The organism is Neomicrococcus lactis (genome assembly GCF_014200305.1).
In the GTDB taxonomy this organism is placed as follows: Bacteria; Actinomycetota; Actinomycetes; order Actinomycetales; family Micrococcaceae; genus Neomicrococcus; species Neomicrococcus lactis.
In genome coordinates this window covers 1,618,327-1,635,871 of record NZ_JACHBL010000001.1, presented here as the reverse complement: position 1 = coordinate 1,635,871, position 17,545 = coordinate 1,618,327, and the positions used below count along the sequence as shown (strand labels likewise).

Annotated in this window: 13 protein-coding genes and 1 tRNA gene; 9 read left to right on the top strand and 5 right to left on the bottom strand. The window is 57.8% G+C overall.

Annotation, left to right across the window (positions count from 1 at the left end):
• Nucleotides 1-144: 144 nt before the first annotated feature.
• Complete coding sequence (locus BKA12_RS07405) at nt 145-1,755, bottom strand: SDR family oxidoreductase (RefSeq protein ID WP_420826512.1); 1,611 nt, start codon at nt 1,753-1,755, stop codon at nt 145-147.
• 42 nt (nt 1,756-1,797) lie between these two features.
• On the bottom strand, nt 1,798-2,406 hold the full coding sequence (locus BKA12_RS07400; RefSeq protein ID WP_183642032.1) for a MarR family winged helix-turn-helix transcriptional regulator: 609 nt from the start codon (nt 2,404-2,406) through the stop codon (nt 1,798-1,800).
• 106 nt (nt 2,407-2,512) lie between these two features.
• Between BKA12_RS07400 and idi the strand changes: the two genes are divergently transcribed.
• From idi to BKA12_RS07370, 6 genes are read left to right on the top strand one after another with little or no spacing between them, the layout of a single operon-like run.
• On the top strand, nt 2,513-3,043 hold the full coding sequence (idi, locus tag BKA12_RS07395) for an isopentenyl-diphosphate Delta-isomerase (RefSeq protein WP_183642028.1): 531 nt from the start codon (nt 2,513-2,515) through the stop codon (nt 3,041-3,043).
• The gene (locus BKA12_RS07390; RefSeq protein WP_183642025.1) at nt 3,036-4,160 is read left to right on the top strand and encodes a polyprenyl synthetase family protein; all 1,125 of its coding nucleotides are present in this window, start codon (nt 3,036-3,038) and stop codon (nt 4,158-4,160) included. Before idi ends, BKA12_RS07390 begins: the two co-directional genes overlap by 8 nt.
• Nucleotides 4,157-5,089: a phytoene/squalene synthase family protein gene (locus tag BKA12_RS07385; RefSeq protein WP_183642021.1), complete on the top strand. Its 933-nt coding sequence runs from the start codon at nt 4,157-4,159 to the stop codon at nt 5,087-5,089. The genes BKA12_RS07390 and BKA12_RS07385 overlap by 4 nt, the downstream gene beginning before the upstream one ends.
• Nucleotides 5,086-6,753 carry a phytoene desaturase family protein gene (gene crtI, locus BKA12_RS07380; RefSeq protein ID WP_183642018.1) on the top strand — a complete coding sequence of 556 codons (1,668 nt, stop codon included), beginning with the start codon at nt 5,086-5,088 and terminating at the stop codon, nt 6,751-6,753. The genes BKA12_RS07385 and crtI overlap by 4 nt, the downstream gene beginning before the upstream one ends.
• Nucleotides 6,753-7,085 (top strand): lycopene cyclase domain-containing protein, encoded by a 333-nt coding sequence (locus BKA12_RS07375; protein WP_183642014.1) that lies wholly within the window; start codon nt 6,753-6,755, stop codon nt 7,083-7,085. Before crtI ends, BKA12_RS07375 begins: the two co-directional genes overlap by 1 nt.
• Nucleotides 7,082-8,269 carry a prenyltransferase gene (locus tag BKA12_RS07370; RefSeq protein ID WP_183642011.1) on the top strand — a complete coding sequence of 396 codons (1,188 nt, stop codon included), beginning with the start codon at nt 7,082-7,084 and terminating at the stop codon, nt 8,267-8,269. The genes BKA12_RS07375 and BKA12_RS07370 overlap by 4 nt, the downstream gene beginning before the upstream one ends.
• A 17-nt stretch (nt 8,270-8,286) precedes the next feature.
• Here the strand turns inward: BKA12_RS07370 and BKA12_RS07365 are convergent.
• Nucleotides 8,287-8,363, bottom strand: a tRNA-Arg gene (locus BKA12_RS07365).
• A 38-nt stretch (nt 8,364-8,401) separates the two neighbouring features.
• Nucleotides 8,402-9,055 carry a hypothetical protein gene (locus tag BKA12_RS07360; protein ID WP_246361626.1) on the bottom strand — a complete coding sequence of 218 codons (654 nt, stop codon included), beginning with the start codon at nt 9,053-9,055 and terminating at the stop codon, nt 8,402-8,404.
• A gap of 74 nt (nt 9,056-9,129) precedes the next feature.
• On the opposite strand from BKA12_RS07360, the gene BKA12_RS07355 reads away from it, so the two are divergent.
• The 3 genes from BKA12_RS07355 to sucD all read left to right on the top strand — a co-directional run bounded on the left by BKA12_RS07355 (nt 9,130) and on the right by sucD (nt 14,029).
• On the top strand, nt 9,130-11,685 hold the full coding sequence (locus tag BKA12_RS07355; protein WP_183642008.1) for a UvrD-helicase domain-containing protein: 2,556 nt from the start codon (nt 9,130-9,132) through the stop codon (nt 11,683-11,685).
• A 241-nt stretch (nt 11,686-11,926) separates the two neighbouring features.
• Nucleotides 11,927-13,090 (top strand): ADP-forming succinate--CoA ligase subunit beta, encoded by a 1,164-nt coding sequence (sucC, locus tag BKA12_RS07350; protein ID WP_183642005.1) that lies wholly within the window; start codon nt 11,927-11,929, stop codon nt 13,088-13,090.
• Nucleotides 13,091-13,108: 18 nt separating this feature from the next.
• On the top strand, nt 13,109-14,029 hold the full coding sequence (sucD, locus tag BKA12_RS07345) for a succinate--CoA ligase subunit alpha (RefSeq protein ID WP_183642002.1): 921 nt from the start codon (nt 13,109-13,111) through the stop codon (nt 14,027-14,029).
• A 169-nt stretch (nt 14,030-14,198) separates the two neighbouring features.
• On the opposite strand, the gene BKA12_RS07340 is transcribed toward sucD, so the two are convergent.
• Nucleotides 14,199-17,486, bottom strand: a complete 3,288-nt coding sequence (locus BKA12_RS07340) for an SNF2-related protein (protein ID WP_183642000.1) — start codon at nt 17,484-17,486, stop codon at nt 14,199-14,201.
• Nucleotides 17,487-17,545 lie beyond the last annotated feature (59 nt).

The window sequence follows — 17,545 nt, the reverse complement described above, 5'->3', positions numbered from 1 at the left end:
AACGGCGGGCTGTGAACCGGGGGACATTGTCAATATGAACCGCCAGAATGGCTGTTGGAGGCGCGAGATGGAGTCGTACCCTGCGGTCATTCTGGCGGTATTTCATCCTCCGCTCTCGTTGCCCAAGCAAATTAGCAGGCTTACTCAGGAATTTGTGGATTTTTCCTCAGCCAGAATGGTAATTCGACGGGCCATACGCTCGAAAATTAGGGCGTGAAAAGGCAACATAGACGCCCAATATAGTCTTCCTGTGAGTCCTCGCGGGAAGAAGATTGCACGTTGCCAGTATCGAGAACCGTCAGCATGCGGTTCTACACCGAGCTCTAACCACGCGTCCCCTGGAAGGAGCATTTCGGCGCGTAAACGCAAGAGCTTGCCTGGCTCCAGATGTTCCACTCGCCACACATCAAGCGCATCTCCTGCGCTGAGCGCTTTCATGGATCTGCGTCCGCGCCGCAGGCCAACGCCGCCGGCTACTCGATCGATGAAACCGCGCACGCCCCACAAGAAAGAAGCCGAATACCACCCGGTCTTGCCACCAATTTGAGTGATAACTTCCCAAACATCCGCCGTGCTAGCGGTTGACGCCTTTTCATTTTGCGCCACGAAAACTTTCCGGCCAGCCCAGTCAGGGTCGCTGGGAAGAGGATCGCTAGGTGCGTTAGCGATACGCGCATCCACCCAGCTGGTCTCCACGTCATCCACGGCAATGCGACCGAGTGCGAGTCTTACGGCATCCCGGTAAGTGGTGAGCCCGTCTTCGGGCAGTGGGACGGCGGAGTCGATATCCCTATTTTTGACCACGCACTCGTGCTGCAGCGACTCAACGAGGGGTCGGGCGATCTTTCGGGGTACCGGTGTAACGAGTCCCACCCAGTGGGAGGCGAGCCGGGGTGTGAGGACGGGAAGTGCTGCTATAACGCGCGGGGGAAGCCCAGCCTCAGCGGCGTACCCATTCATCATCTCGCTGTAGCGAAACACGTCAGGACCACCGATGTCGAAGGCTCGGTTGATAGACGGATCTAGGCGAGCCGCCGCCAAGAGATAGAACAGCACGTCGCGCACCGCGATGGGTTGAATGCGGTTCTTGACCCACTTTGGGGCTGGCATGTAAGGCAGGACCTCGGTCAGGTGGCGAATCATCTCGAAGGAAGCGGAACCGGATCCGATAATCACACCGGCCTGAAGGACAACAGTTGGGACCCCTGAACCCAGCAATATTTCGCCGACCTCAGTGCGGGAAGCGAGATGGGGGGAAAGTTTGACGTTTTCAGGGTGAAGGCCGCCGAGATACACGATGCGTCTAACGCCCGCATCGTGGGCGTTAGACGCTACATTCTCAGCAATGGAGTGATCAATGCTACTGAAACCGGTGTTGCTGCTCATGGAATGGATCAAGAAATAGATCACATCCACGCCCTGGGTGGCACGTCTCATGGTCTCGCGGTCTTGAGCGTCTCCGTGAATTATATCCACGTTGTCGCTCCAAGGGAGCGCTTTGATCCGTTCAACGGACCGTGCCACAACTCGGACCCTGTATCCACCGGTGAGCAAGCGAGGAACTAGGCGGCCGCCCACGTAACCGGTGGCTCCTAGAACAAGGGCCAGCGGAGCCTCGCCAGAGGCTCGTGGTTGCGCTCTCAGCTGCGGTTCGTTTCCGCGAGGGCGGGCGAGACGCCGACCCTCACTAATGTCTTGGGAAGGGTCAACAACACCATTAAGTGGATGCTGAGGACGCTGTTTTGACCACATCATGCTTCCTTTCTATCTGCCTTCGCGGTTGTCTCATGGCGAATGTCAGCCCGTGCGGGTCCTGCCTTCCCCTCGGGCTGACACGTTTGCCCAAGGAGCATTTTTAAGCGAAATTTCTTCTGTCATGTCTTGGATAAATCGAGTCACCGTCGCGCGTTCGGCGCTTGTGAGTCGGGCAGCGGCATGAAAGCGTCTGGCCTGGAGTTTTCCTACGGTTTGCTTTGCTGCCCTTTGGGTGTCCTCCGTCACCTCAATCCGAAAAGCGCGGCGGTCTGTGGGGTGCACTAAGCGGAAAATATGGTGATCGCGTTCAAGCCGGTTGAGTAGCTTTGTAGTTGACGCAGCTGAAATGCGCAGATGATTCGCAATCATTCCTGGTGTCACGATTTCTCCTTGTCGCTTGGCCACAATCAAGTAGTGCAGGGCTCGCATGTCTTGATCGTTCAACTTCATGAAACGACGAGAAGCTTCAGAGAGCCTAAGCTCCGCTTCGCGGAGATTGGCAAGAGCGTTCATCAGAAGACTGATTTCCTTTTGATCTTGTGGTGTGACATCGGATATCTCAAGCACGTCACTCGTTCCCGCACCTTTTCCCACCACATAGAGGTTCTCCGCAATGCGGTCATTATTGGTGCCCGATCCAAGTTGTTTCATATGACATCCCTAAGATTTGACCCTAAGTCAATAAGTTATCCATTAGTGTACTATCTTTTGATTAGTTACTTTTTGCTCTCAGATACTTCTCTAGGTTGGGGTGCCAGTGGACGGAACGGAAGACGTGGTCTTAGTAGACCGCAGGGGAAAGCCCATAGGAACTGCGGTGAAGTCCAAAGTTCATTCGACTGACACCCCATTGCATTTGGCATTCTCTTGCTACCTCTTCAACGAGAAGGGCGAGGTCCTAGTCACTCGCCGAGCTCTCTCAAAAATTACGTGGGCTGGAGTCTGGACGAATAGCTTTTGTGGCCATCCCGCTCCTGGCGAAGAGATGGAGGATGCTATTCGCCGAAGGGCGAAGTACGAACTGGGCGTCTCGGTGGAGTCGATCGCCCTCCAACTTTCAGACTTTACTTATAGGGCCGTGGACGCCTCTGGAATTGTGGAGAACGAAATTTGCCCTGTTTTCAGCGCAACAATCTGCGGCGACCTGAAACCTCACCCAGACGAGGTCATAGAGTGGGCATGGACTGCCGTCGATGATCTAGCACGTTCAGTAGAGGCCGCACCATTTGCCTTTAGCCCATGGATGAAGATGCAGCTCGACCTTCTAGGAAGCCGAGATCGTGGCTGAGGTTTCAGCGAAACGCGAGCATCACTCTCGCCTCACGAGTGAAATTGATGAGGTATTGCGGGACATGCTGCATCGTGGTCGGAACCGCTTGACCACGTATGGTTCTCAGATGACTCATGTGTGGGACCTGACCGTTTCATGTCTTGGAGGCGGAAAGATGCTTCGGCCACGACTTCTGATGGACGTCTTTGACGCACTCGCTGATGACAAACGCGAAACTTTCAACCAACTCGCCGAGGAGCGACGACGAGCCGCGATAAGCATCGCTGCGGGCGTCGAGCTTTTGCATTTTTCCTTTCTCGTTCACGATGACCTCATTGACGACGACCTGTCCCGCCGCGGAAAGCCAAACCTCATGGGCAGCCTGCTGAATGAGATCAGCGGCGCTCCACAAACAACTAGCGATGATCGTGAGCAACAACTTCACTTCGTGCGGAGTGTAGGTCTGTTGGTGGGCGATCAGATGCTTTCAGCCGCGCATCAAGTGTTTGCACGTGCCGATCTGCCGCAGGACTCCAGACTGCGCCTACTGGATCTCTTAGATCACACTGTTACCGAGTCCTGCGTGGGGGAAATGAAAGACGTAGGGCTGAGCGATGGCATTCTGGCTAGCGGTCTAGCGGAAGCACTCGAAACAACCCGGCTCAAGACGGCTACCTACACATTTGAGTTTCCTTTGCGTGCCGCGGCCATCCTCGCCGATGCTCCGCCGTACGTTGAGAGGTCGTTGTCCAGGGTTGGCCGCGATTTGGGAGTTGCCTTCCAGCTCCAAGACGATCTCCTGTCCGCATTTGGGGATCATACGGTCCATGGAAAAGACGCGTACTCCGATTTCCGGGAAGGTAAGCAGACCCCGCTCATTGCGTTCGCTCGTGACACGCCACAGTGGCCGGATATCGGAACTCGTTTCGGTGCAGCCGATTTCAACTTCCAAGACGGAACACGAACGAGCGCTCTACTTCGGGAGTGCGGGGCTGAAGAGTTCGTGAGAGGCATGATTGGTGAGTTGTTTGGTCATGTCACCACTATCGTCAGTACACATATAGTGAAGACACACCCCCATCTGGCTCGCTGTGTGATGGACCTTGCCGGGTCATTGGAAGGCAGAGCATCATGATGCGACCGTTCCATAAGCTTGACGCCCTTGAACATTACACTGCGGCGTCAGAGCGCGCGGCCTCGCAGATCATCGCAAGCTATTCCACGTCTTTTGGGCTCGCCACGCGGCTCTTAGGCGTGCGCCACCGCCAGCATGTGCGGAATGTATATGCGCTCGTAAGAATTGCTGATGAGCTTGTAGATGGGGTAACCGCAGAAGCCGACTTCTCCGTGGAAAAACAACACGCAGCCCTCGACTACCTCGAAAAAGAAACCGTTCATGCATTGGACTGCGGCTATTCCAGTAACCCCGTGGTTCATGCTTTCGCGAAGTCGGCGCACGAAGCAGGGATCACTACGGAACTGACGGAACCGTTCTTCGAATCGATGCGAACGGACCTCAGATCCGCGACGCTCGAGAATTCTGAATCCTCCGCATCGCCGCAAAATCTGCAGATCTTCGAGGCCGTTGACCATGCGCGCTACGTCTACGGATCTGCCGAAGTGGTGGGCCTAATGTGCCTCAAAATTTTTGTTCGCGACGAGCATCTCAGTCCGGGTGACCACGAAAAGCTCATAAACGGCGCGAGGCAGTTGGGAGCAGCCTTTCAGAATGTGAACTTCTTGCGGGACATTAAGGACGACGCCGCACGGTTGGGTCGTAGCTACTTGGGTACGGGCGCAGTACTGACGGAATCGCAAAAAGACGAATGGTTGAGAACCATTGCCGGGCAATTGGATGACGCCCGAGAAACATTGACCCTATTGCCGCAAGACGCCAGGACTGCGGTGGCGTGCGCCTTGCGCCTGTTCTCCACTTTGGCAGACAGGTTGGCGGCCACTCCAGCGGAAGAACTTATGCAGAGACGAGTCCGGGTATCCACAGCGCAAAAGGTGTGGATGGTAGTTCAATCCACTGTAGACACTCGATGGGGGAAGACCGCTTGAAACGGGTAGTCATAGTTGGTGGCGGCATTGCAGGGCTTGCAACAGCGGCATTGCTAGCGCACGATGGATATAGCGTCCAGCTGCTGGAGCGGAATGAACGCGTGGGTGGACGTGCGGGAACTGCTGAGAAGGATGGGTTTCGATTCGATACCGGCCCGTCCTGGTATCTAATGCCCCGCGTTTTCGACCACTATTTCGCGATGCTGGGAACGTCCACTCGTGAACAGCTAGATCTCGTTACTCTCGATCCGGGGTACAAAGTCTATTCCGAGCCTTCTGGTGACGGACCCGCTGATCACATCACAATTCCTTGGGGGCTTTCCAAAGCCTCAGCCATCTTTGAACATCGTGAGCAAGGCAGTGGGCGAATTCTCCAACGCTACGTGTCTTCGGCGAAGACCACCGCGATCATGGCAGAACGATACTTCCTGTACAACACCTTCCGTTCATGGCGCTCACTTGCCAGCCCCGAAATTCTGAAAGCGATCCCACGCTTAATCCAATTGTTGGGTACTTCGCTAGATAGTTTCATTGCGCGGCAATTTCGCGATCCCGTGTTGCGTCAGATCCTGGGTTATCCAGCAGTGTTCTTGGGTACCGAACCCCGGCAAGCGCCGGCGATGTACCACTTGATGAGTTCCCTGGATATGGACGAAGGTGTCCAGTATCCGCAGGGGGGATTCTGGCACCTCGTGGAGCGGCTTGAGAAACTGGCTCGTGACGCTGGCGTTGAAATCGTGACGGACGCTCATGTAACAAGTATCGCCACCGAGCCTGCCACGAAGACAGGGCCTGTCGCGAAGGTGTGCCGTATGCGGCATCAAGCGCGCGGCGTTCACTGGACCGCCGCAGACGGAGCGTCCCACTTTGCCGCTGCGGACGTCGTCGTATCCGCAGCGGATCTCCACCATACGGAAACTCAGCTTCTTTCAGCAGCAGCCCGGAGCTACCCGGAGCGCTGGTGGCATCGAAAGCAAAGCGGTCCGGGTGCGGTACTGGTCCTCCTAGGGGTTGCTGGAAAAATCCCGCAGCTTGAGCATCACAGCCTGTTCTTCACCAAGGATTGGGCCAAGAATTTTGATGCCATCTTCGGCGCGAACCCTGTCATACCGGCGCCTGCATCAATATATGTTTGCAAACCCAGCGCAAGTGACCCCACGGTGGCCCCTGAGGACCACGAAAACCTCTTTGTCTTGGTGCCTATCCCCGCCGATCCCAGCCTTGGGTTTGGAGGTCAAGACGGCGCGGGCGATGATCCAGTGGAACGCGCCGCCGATGCCGCGATTGAACAGATTTCGAGTTGGGCAAATATCCCGAACCTGAAGGAGAGAATCGTAGTTCGTCAGACCATAGGGCCCGCGGACTTTGAGCGAGATTACAACTCTTGGCGGGGTGGCATGCTAGGCCCCTCACACATCCTGCGTCAGAGTGCAATGTTTCGGGCACAAAACGCCTCGAAGAGAGTGCAAAATCTATTCTATGCCGGGGCCACCACCGCACCTGGCGTAGGCGTGCCCATGTGCCTCATTAGTGCAGAGCTAGTTCTAAAGCACCTGAGGGGAGACAAAACCGCAGGTCCACGTGACGAGCCTCGGACTCGACCGATTGCGCTCGCAGAAGAGGGAGATTCCTCCCAACAGCGATCCGCGCAGGTAAGCCAGTGATGGCCTTCGCCTACCTATCGACTTTGATGGGAGGGATCGTGTGCATGCTGCTTTTGGATTTCCGGTTTCGACTGTTTTTCTGGAGAGATTCCGCGAGCGCTGCCCTTGTCACCGCGGCAGGGATCGTTTTTCTGTTGCTATGGGATGCCGCGGGCATCGCGGCTGGCATCTTCCTGCGCGGATCCTCGGAAGCCATGCTGGGGATCGAGCTCGCCCCCGAAATGCCTCTGGAAGAGCCCTTTTTCTTGGTGTTCCTAGTACTTTGCACCATGGTGCTCTATACGGGTTCCGTACGCATATTAGAGCGCTTCGGTAAGGAGAGAAACACGTGAGGTACGCGTTGTTGTCCGTCGCGTTTCTAGCCATTGCTGTGACGGTAGCGCTGATCCTCACGCGGGCAGGATCAAGTTTGCGGGTCAAGGTGAACATGCCAGCCGTTCTGGTGGCAGGTACCGCCTTGATGGTGCTGACGGCAGTGTTCGACACATTGATGATTGCCTTGAACCTTTTTACTTACAGTGATGCTCTTATTTCAGGGATTCGAGTGGGATTGGCACCTGTCGAAGACTTCGCTTATCCGTTGGCCACCGTCATCCTGTTGCCGGCCCTGTGGCAGTTCATGACGCACCACCCACACCTCAAAATGAGTGCCCTCTTGAAGCATGCTCTGATAGTTTCGAGACCCGTGAGCTGGATCAACACCGCTTTTCCTTTCGGTGCGGCGTACTTCCTCGCAACGCGGGACATTGACTGGTTGCTGGTAGTTGGCGCGATCTACTATCTCATCCCATACAACTTAGCTATGTACGGCATCAATGATGTATTCGACTACGCCTCGGACATCAATAATCCGCGAAAGGGCGGGCTGGAAGGTGCCCTTCTGCCGCCCGCCTATCACCGGCCCATGCTGTGGTTGTGTCTGGTCACCAATGTGCCGTTCCTTGCAGTGCTCTTCGCGGCGGGTTCTCCTGAATCCGCCATAGCGCTCGCAGTCAGCACCTTCGCGGTAATCGCCTATTCCGCGGCTGGCCTCCGATTCAAGGAGCGTCCTTTCGTCGACTCCCTCACCTCTAGCACTCACTTCGTGAGTCCGGCGGTAGTAGGACTGACCTTGGCGGGTGCCTCCTTTGACTCGGCCTTGTTATTGATGTTGGGCGCGTTTTTTTGTTGGGGAATTGCAGCGCACGCTTTTGGCGCGGTGCAAGACATCCAACCAGACCGGGAGGCAGGAATTGGTTCAGTTGCCACTGTGATCGGCGCTCGTTCTACCGTGATATTTACAATTGTGATGTGGGGTACTGCGGGAATTCTCATGCTCATGACTTCGTGGCCAGGGCCGTTGGTGGCCATTGTTGCTGTGCCGTACATCGTTAACGCGGTCCCATATCTTCACGTCACCGACCAGGACGCCGGCACCACCAATAAGGCGTGGCGGCGCTTCATCTGGCTGAATTATTTTTCTGGATTTCTTGTAACACTCACCATGATCTTGTGGTGGATGACCGTGCGTGGTTGAACCTACGCCTCAAGCTGTGGTGCCCCTGACCGGAATCGAACCGATGGCCTACCCTTTAGGAGAGGGTCGCTCTATCCTACTGAGCTACAGGGGCCAAACCTCCCGGACTATCCTACCGGGAGATGAGAGGGGCTAACGAAGCGGACGGAGTCCGGCGTCGTCCCATTTTTGGCGGAACGTCTTGACGAATGAGTAAATCAAGGCGCCACACACCGCTCCGAAACTCAAGAACAACAGAACCCACCGAATGATGGTCAGGGTGGATGCCAGCGCCACTGCACCTGGATCGAGCGCGCCGGTGAAAAGGGCATCGATCGCATTGTTTTCCCACAAGTCGAGGACTGTGAATGCCATCGGCACAATCCACAAGCCCCAACGCAAGAGTCCGCGGGGGACGGAGAGTCCAATAGCCAAGAGCGATGCAAGCGCAAAGAACAAGGGAAACATCAGTCCCGCAGTTTTGTGGACATAGGTGAGCTGACCCACGGCGTCGCTATTCATGGCGGCCCGTAGCGCTTCCACGTGGTCCGTACCGTAGCCCAGCATGAGCTGATCCGGCATCGTGATGCCGTTAGAGAGGTCTGCCATCTGGTTCAAGACCATGCCGTGGTAGTACCAAAAGAGGAACACGGAGGCGGCCAAGGCGGCCACTACGATCAGCCCGGGGCTGTTGTTTGCCGTGCGGTTGGCTTCGCCTTCTGCCTGAGTCTGAGACATGCGGGCCGCGATGGACTGCGGTGGAGGGGGAGTGGTCGCCTGTGGACGCTGCTTCTTCTTTTTGGCCATGCCCTCCATTATTGTCCACAGATGGGCAAAGGTCGGCTGCGATGACTGTGGCGCCTGCGTAGACTGGGAGGGCCATGGATTTTGAGTTTAACCCTTTTGCTGACGCGGATTTTCGCGCGTCCAACGCGCCTACCGCCTTTCAGTCACCGTCTGCACTGCTTGATGGACTGAACGAAAACCAAGCTGAAGCAGTCCAGCATGAGGGTTCGCCGCTGCTCATCATCGCTGGTGCTGGATCAGGTAAGACGCGCGTGCTCTCGCACCGCATCGCCTACGCGCTCGCCACTGGCCGCGCGCGTCCGCACCAAGTCATGGCCATTACCTTCACTAATAAAGCCGCTGCGGAAATGCGCGAGCGCATCGAAAACTTGGTGGGCGAAGACGCTCGCAAGATGTGGATCTCCACGTTCCACTCATCGTGCGTCCGTATTTTGCGCCAAGAAGCTGCGTCCGTTGGCCTGACGTCCAACTTCACGATCTATGACTCCGCTGACTCGCTACGATTGATCACCATCATTTCTCGCGAGCTGGAAATCGACTCCAAGAAGCTTCCTCCGAAGGCCATTCAGCACCGCATTTCTGGCTTGAAGAATGAGCTCGTCTCTCCAGACGAATTCACGCCGGATGGACCGAAGGACCTCATTGGCCAAGCCGTGGCCGAGGTTTACCCGCAATACATGTCCCGCTTGCGCCAGGCCAACGCGATGGACTTCGACGATCTGTTGAGCCAGACCGTTTACCTGTTCCGCGCGTTCCCGGCCATTACGGACAACTACCGGCGCCGCTTCCGCCACATCCTGGTGGACGAATACCAGGACACAAACCACGCCCAGTACGCGTTCGTTCGCGAGCTGACCGGTCCCGAGGGCCAGACTCCTCCCGGCGAACTCACGGTGGTGGGCGACTCTGATCAGTCCATTTATGCTTTCCGCGGCGCGAACATCCGCAATATCGTGGAATTTGAGAAGGACTACCCGGAAGCCCGGACGGTCAAGCTCGAACAAAACTACCGCTCCACCCAAAACATCCTCTCGGCAGCAAACGCGGTCATTCAGCGCAATCCGAACCGTCCCGAGAAGCGACTCTGGACGGCCGCCGGCGATGGCGAACTCATCACGGGCTACGTCGGCGAATCCGAATCTGACGAGGCACGCTGGATCGCCGACGAGATCCTGCGCCTCAACGATGAAGGCGCCGTGCGTCCTGGCGACGTAGCGATCTTCTACCGCACCAACGCGCAATCGCGTGCCCTCGAAGAGCAACTGGTTCGGGTTGACCTCAAGTACAAGGTGGTCGGCGGAACCCGCTTCTACGACCGCAAAGAAGTCAAAGACGCCCTCGCGTACCTGCGGATCTTCGTTAACGAGTCCGACGACGTGAGCTTGCGTCGCATCATTAACGAACCTAAGCGCGGCATCGGTGAGCGCGCAGAAGGTGCCATCGCGGCTCTTGCTGGGCGCGATCGGATTTCGTTCATGGAAGCGGCTCGCCGGGCGAGTGAGGCGCCAGGACTGGCCACGAGATCCCTTAAGTCGATTACTGAGTTCGTGGCACTCATCGATGAGCTCAAAGAGATCCTCGCGCAGCAGGGACCCGCGATCGCGCTCGATCAGACGCTCGAACGCACTGGATACTGGGCCACGGTTCGTGGCACCGGCGACCCACAGAACGATTCGCGCGCGGAGAACCTCTCCGAACTCATCTCGGTGATTCGCGACTTCGAAAAAGAGAACCCCGAACTGGGACTCGGCGACTTCTTGGAGCAGGTCTCACTCGTTGCCGACGCTGACCAGATTCCTGATGCGCCGGATGATGACGAAGGCGCCGCCATGGCGGTCCAAGAAGGCCAAATCACGCTCATGACCCTGCACACCGCGAAGGGCCTCGAGTTCCCCGTGGTGTTCCTGACGGGCATGGAGCACGGCGTTTTCCCGCATCAGCGTGCCTTCTCTGACGTGGGCGAGCTGGCGGAAGAACGCCGCCTTGCCTACGTGGGACTCACTCGTGCCCGGGAACGCTTGTACTTGACCCGTTCGGAGACGCGCAGCCTCTGGGGGCAAACGCAAGCGAACCCTCCGAGCCAGTTCTTGGAAGAAATACCAGAGAACCTCATCGACTGGAAGCGTGAGGCCAGCACGCCGCGATTTGGCAGCGGCGGCTTCGGCGGAGGCGGCTTCGGCGGCGGTTTCGGTGGCGGTGGTTTCGGCGGAGGCGACTTCGGCGGCGGTTTCGGTGGATTTGGAAGCGGATCTGGTGGACGCGGCTACAGCGACGGCGGGTACGGCGAAGGCTCCGGTGATCGTCGCGACTTCTCCACGAGTCGCTATGAAAAGGGTTCGTACTGGGGTGCGGGCACTAGCCCGAACCGCCCTGGACGTAAAGCGGGGGATCCAGAAGTCCACGAGCTGAAGACGGCAGCTTCCAGTAGCCCGTCTACGGCGCGCGAAGAGAAGGCCATCATGGAGCTCTCGGTGGGAGATTCGGTCAACCACACGAGCTTCGGCAACGGAACTGTGCTGTCTGTTGAAGGCACCGGCGCGAAGACTGTTGCCAAGGTGAAGTTCGAAAGCGGCGAAAAGCGTCTGCTGTTGCGTTACGCGCCCCTCGTCAAGAACACTCCGCAGTCCTAATAGCCGCAAAACCGCACGTGACTACGGTAATTGAGCTGCGTCGTCGTACTGGAAAGCAACCGACTACCGCACAGCGCGCAAACTCTACGAATTGTAGAACTGTGTGGTTTCTCACGTTGCCGGATAGTCTGGTGACGCAAGAGCGCTGACGGGACTAAAGTGCTGAAGAGGGTGCCCGCGTTTTGCGCGTGTGCCGAACTAAAAACCGAGTCAGCAGACTTCGACGTAGAAGGACACAACCGTGGACCTGTATGAATACCAGGCGCGCGATCTTTTCGAAGCACACGGGGTACCCGTGCTTGCTGGGATCGTCGCTTACACTCCGGAAGAAGCCAAGGCAGCTGCCGAGAAGATCGGTGGCGTTGTAGTAGTCAAGGCGCAAGTGAAGGTCGGTGGCCGCGGTAAGGCCGGCGGCGTGAAGGTTGCCAAGACCGCCGATGAAGCTTTCCAGTACGCATCCGACATCTTGGGCATGGACATCAAGGGCCACACGGTCAACAAGGTGATGATCGCTCAGGGTGCAGATATCGCTGAGGAATACTACTTCTCCGTTCTCCTCGACCGAGCCAACCGCAACTACCTTGCAATGTGCTCCGTTGAAGGCGGCATGGATATCGAGCAGCTCGCAGTAGAGCGCCCGGAGGCACTCGCCAAAGTTGCCGTTGACCCAACCGTTGGAATCGACGCTGCCAAGGCTGCCGAGATCGTTGCAGAAGCTAACTTCCCAGAAGAGCTTCGCGGCAAGGTTGCCGACGTCATCATCAAGCTGTGGGAAACCTTCAAGTCTGAAGATGCAACCCTCGTTGAGGTCAACCCATTGGTGAAGACCGGCGCCGGAGAGATCGTTGCCCTTGACGGCAAGGTCTCCTTGGATGACAATGCTGAATTCCGTCACGAAGACCACGCAGCACTCGAGGACAAGGCAGCAGCCGATCCAATCGAATTGCGCGCCAAGGAATTGGACCTCAACTACGTCAAGCTTGACGGCGAAGTTGGCATCATCGGTAACGGTGCTGGCCTCGTGATGTCCACCCTCGACGTCGTTGCTTACGCTGGCGAAAACCACGGCAACGTGAAGCCAGCTAACTTCCTCGACATCGGAGGCGGCGCCTCTGCAGAGGTTATGGCCAACGGTCTTGACATCATTTTGAACGATGCACAGGTCAAGAGCGTTTTCGTGAATGTCTTCGGTGGCATCACCGCATGTGACGCCGTAGCAAACGGTATCGTCAAGGCTCTCGAGATCCTCGGCGACAAGGCCACCAAGCCTCTCGTTGTCCGTCTTGACGGCAACAACGTTGAAGAAGGCCGCCGTATCCTCTCTGAGGCCAACCACGCCCTCGTAACCCAGGCTTTCAGCATGGACGAAGGCGCCGACAAGGCCGCCGAGCTGGCGAACGCTTAAGACTGAGAGAGACAGATCATGGCTATTTTCATTAACAAAGACTCCAAGGTCATCGTTCAGGGCATCACCGGCGGCGAAGGTGCAAAGCACACCGCCCGCATGCTTGCCGCTGGCACCAACATTGTGGGCGGCGTGAACGCTCGCAAGGCTGGCACCACCGTTACCCATGGTGACAAGGAAATCAAGGTTTTCGGCACCGTCAAGGAAGCAATGGAAGAGACCGGCGCTGACGTGTCGATCGCTTTCGTGCCGCCACAGTTCACCAAGGACGCAGCCGTTGAGGCCATCGAGGCTGAAATCGGCCTCTTGGTCATCATCACCGAAGGCGTTCCTGTGCAGGATTCCGCTGAGTTCTTCGCTCTTTCCCAGAAGAACGTCAAGGAAGACGGCACGCCGAAGACCCGCATCATCGGCCCGAACTGCCCAGGCATCATCACGCCAGGCGAGTCCCTCGTGGGCATCACTCCGGCAAACATCACCGGCAAGGGTGGCGTTGGACTTGTTTCCAAGTCCGGTACCTTGACCTACCAGATGATGTACGAACTCCGTGACCTCGGCTTCTCCACCGCCATCGGCATTGGTGGCGACCCAGTCATCGGCACCACCCACATCGACGCTTTGGCAGCTTTCGAAGCTGACCCAGAGACCAAGGCAATCGTGATGATTGGTGAAATCGGTGGCGACGCTGAAGAGCGCGCTGCAGAGTTCATCAAGAACAACGTCACGAAGCCAGTGGTTGGCTACGTTGCAGGCTTTACCGCTCCCGAAGGCAAGACCATGGGTCACGCCGGCGCTATCGTTTCCGGCTCCGCTGGAACCGCTCAGGCCAAGAAGGAAGCTCTTGAAGCAGCAGGCGTGAAGGTTGGCAAGACGCCTTCCGAGACCGCTCACTTGCTTCGCCAGGTGTACGCAGGTGGCGCTGAGGCTTCGAACCTCTAAGCACTACTCGCTGAGTATCCTTAGCAACTGAACTAAAAAACGAAGAGGAGATCCACCATTGCGGTGGGTCTCCTCTTCGTTTTGCCTGAGTTTTGTCAAAGTTGGGGAATGTCGCGCGAATCGACGTCAAAGCGGCGCAGCAGTTGCCCGCTGCGGCAGCGTCTGCCGTCTACTCGGCGAGCAGGCGGCGGATGTCGTCGGCGGTGAGCCGTGAGGCGAAGCCGTCGCCACCGTCCATGACGGAGGAGATGAGCTCGCGCTTGGCGTCCTGGAGCGCCACCACCTTCTCTTCGATGGTGTCCTGGGCGACCATGCGGTAGACCATAACGGAGCGCTTCTGCCCAATGCGGTGGGTACGGTCAACGGCCTGCTCTTCAGCGGCAGGGTTCCACCACGGATCGAGCAAGAAGACGTAGTCAGCTTCTGTCAGGTTCAAGCCGAAGCCACCGGCCTTGAGGCTGATGAGGAAGACAGGTGCGCCGCCTTCCTTGAACGAGTTGATGACCTGAGCACGGTTCTTGGTGCTGCCGTCCAGATATGCGTACTCCACGCCCGCGGCCTCGAGACGATCTTCAGCACGGCGCAAGAAGCTCGTGAACTGGCTGAAGATGAGCGCACGGTGACCGTCCTGCACAATCTCCTCGAGCTGATCCAGCAGGAGATCCAGCTTCGCGGAGGGGACACCTTCATAGGTGTCGTCCACGAGGGCGGCATCCAGAGCCATCATGCGCAGCACCGTGAGGGACTGGAAAATGGTGAAGCGGTTGCGGTCCATGTCCTCGACCAGGCGCAGGATCTTCTGGCGTTCACGCTGCAAGTGCGTGTCGTAGAGCTTGCGGTGCTTCGGCGCGAGCTCCACGTGTAGGACCTGCTCTTGCTTCGGCGGAAGATCGCTGACCACGGCCTCTTTAGTGCGGCGCAGCATGAACGGTCGCACGCGCTTGCGCAGGCGGTTCAGGGTGCGCTGATCGCCGGAGTTAGAGATGGGTCGCGAGTATTGCTCGTTGAATTTCACGGCGGACGGGAACAGCCCCGGTGAGGTTAGCGCCAGAAGCGCCCAAAGCTCCATGAGGTTGTTTTCCATCGGCGTACCGGTGATTGCGAGCTTCATGCGCGCATCGAGGTCGCGTGCCGCATGGTGCGCCTTCGTGGCCTTATTCTTGACGAACTGGGCCTCGTCCAACATGAGGATTCCCCACTCGACCGCCTGATACGAGGGCGCGTCCAGCCGGAAGAGCGTGTAGGAAGTGACGACGACGTCGTTCGCTGCCGCGATTTCCGCGATGGATTCTTTAGATTTCGCGCGCGTATCGCTAATGGTGGCAACTTTGAGGTCCGGCGCGAAGCGCAGCGCTTCGGCTTCCCAGTTCGGCACCACGGAAGTCGGTGCGACTACCAAGAACGGCAACTTCTTGTCCGTCATGGAGGCCTTCGCGTGCAAGATCAGCGCGAGCGCCTGAATGGTCTTACCCAGACCCATGTCATCAGCCAAGATGCCGCCGAGGCCGCCGTCCCACAGGCTTGCCAGCCAGTTAAAGCCTTCGCGCTGGTACGGCCGGAGCTCGGCCTGAAGGTTCGAAGGAACAGAGATCTCAGACTTCTCGGCAAGGCTGAGGAGGCCGGACACGTGGGCGTTCCATGAATCGGGGGATTCGGACTTGGTTGCGAGCTCGTCGAACTCATCCCACAAGGACGCCTGGTAGCGCGTGATCTTGAGTTCGTGAGGCTTGTCTTGCAGGCTCTGCGCTTCGCTGACGAGTTCCTTGAGCTTGTCGAAGAGCGGGTGCTCCAAGCTGAAGTACGTCTTGTCAGACATCAACAAGCGAGTCTGCCCGCGGCTCAAGGCGCGCAGGATGTCCGCCAAAGGAATCTCGCGCTCGCCCAGCATGATCATGAGGCCAAGATCGAACCAGTCCCTGCGCTCGGTCTCCACGACGTTCACGGCGAGCTCAGGAGACTCCGTGAGTTCGCGGTACTTCGGCCGCACACCCTTCACATCAACACGAACGCCCTCAAAGTGCTCAAGCTGCGGGAGCACGCGGCGCACAAAGTCCACGGTGTCCAAACCCTCGAGGTTCTTCGGGACCAAGGACTCAAAGCTCGCGAGCACCGCGGGAGAGTTCTGCAAGAGTGCCCGCACGCGTTCTTTGAGCGAAGCCTCGACATCAGGATCACGCAAGTCGTCCGGCATCTTGGTGGCGGCAACGCCGTTGTACTCGAACCACCAATCCAGTGCTACGTCGTCGTTCCCGAAGAAGGTCACGCCCGTCACGAAGACCGGCGGAACAATTTCGGGGAGCTCAATGGACTCATCCAACTTCTGCACCCGAATGCGGCGGCGCATGCGCGGGTAGCCGGCGCTCAAAAACTCTTGGGCCGCCTCTTCCGGAATGCGCAGGGATTCGGGCTGGCGCACGATCGAGAGTTCGCTCGCATTGAGGCGACCCGTCACGGGCGAGAGAACGATGCGGTGGTTGGCCGGGTCCTCAAAGTAGATGCCAAAGTTGCCGATGCCGCCCACGGCGCGCTCATCGGAGAGCACGAGCGGCTCATCCACGCCCTCGAAATGGAGGGTCGGCGCGAGACGCAAGCCAGCGCCGTCGTTGTCCTTGGAAATGCCCACCTCAACGCGGGCGGTCGGTCCAACCTCAACGTCAATGTCTTTCGTGGAGGTGATGAGTTCAATGCCGAGGTCCTCGGCTTCCCGCAAGAGCGGCCAGAAGAGCGGGGACGAGAATTCGTCGAGGAAGATCCAGTCGTTGTCATTGCCGAAGTACAACTGCCCGTTCGCGCGGTAGAGCGGAACGAACTGGCAGAACCAGCGGTGCTGCTCTTCGTCCAACGTGAGGCCGTAGGTCTTGAAGGAAATGGTGTTCCAGCGCAGATTGGACCGCACCCATTTGCCCGCGGAGTTCTTGACCATGGGGCGCACAGCGAGGCGATAGCGGCTGCGCGATGGCTGGCCAGCGCTACGCGGCATCCAGCCAGAATAGTTCACGGCCTGCGAATCCACGAGCTCAAACTGCAAAGCGAGCGGCTGGACTTCGTCCTTATCAACGACGCGCGCCGCGGCACCTTGGCTCGTGATGCCCAGCATGCGTTCGAAGCCCTCTTGCCAGGACGGAGCCTCGCGGGACTGCACCAATTGGAACTGATCGCGATCTCTCAAGTGGCGTGAATTGGATTCAATGAGCACCGCGGCGACGTGCTTGCAGTCCAGTCCTACAGCGCAGGAGCAGGACGTCGCGGAGATATCGAGGTCCTCGGGTGCACCGGAGAGCTTAACGGTGGAGCGGTACGGAGACGGCTCGGAACCCTGAACCGTGGCCTGCAGGTAGTTGTCCGTGAAGTTGAGCTCCTGAATACGGTGCTCCATGGAGTACTGCTTGCCGCGCGCAAAAGCCGGTCCGCCCACTACTTTAAGGATTTTTCGGGCATCCACGAGGGGATAAGACACAGCACTCATCCTTTAATCGTTTCACCTTTATGCAGTTCTACAAACTCGGGATGTAGGAC

Excerpts from the sequence above, each read along its gene's own strand:
- BKA12_RS07405 (WP_420826512.1), bottom strand. The coding sequence starts at position 1,755 with ATGATGTGGTCAAAACAGCGTCCTCAGCATCCACTTAATGGTGTTGTT.
- BKA12_RS07400 (WP_183642032.1), bottom strand. The coding sequence starts at position 2,406 with ATGAAACAACTTGGATCGGGCACCAATAATGACCGCATTGCGGAGAAC.
- BKA12_RS07355 (WP_183642008.1), top strand. The coding sequence starts at position 9,130 with ATGGATTTTGAGTTTAACCCTTTTGCTGACGCGGATTTTCGCGCGTCC.
- sucD (WP_183642002.1), top strand. The coding sequence starts at position 13,109 with ATGGCTATTTTCATTAACAAAGACTCCAAGGTCATCGTTCAGGGCATC.
- BKA12_RS07375 (WP_183642014.1), top strand. The coding sequence starts at position 6,753 with ATGGCCTTCGCCTACCTATCGACTTTGATGGGAGGGATCGTGTGCATG.
- BKA12_RS07360 (WP_246361626.1), bottom strand. The coding sequence starts at position 9,055 with ATGGCCAAAAAGAAGAAGCAGCGTCCACAGGCGACCACTCCCCCTCCA.
- BKA12_RS07385 (WP_183642021.1), top strand. The coding sequence starts at position 4,157 with ATGATGCGACCGTTCCATAAGCTTGACGCCCTTGAACATTACACTGCG.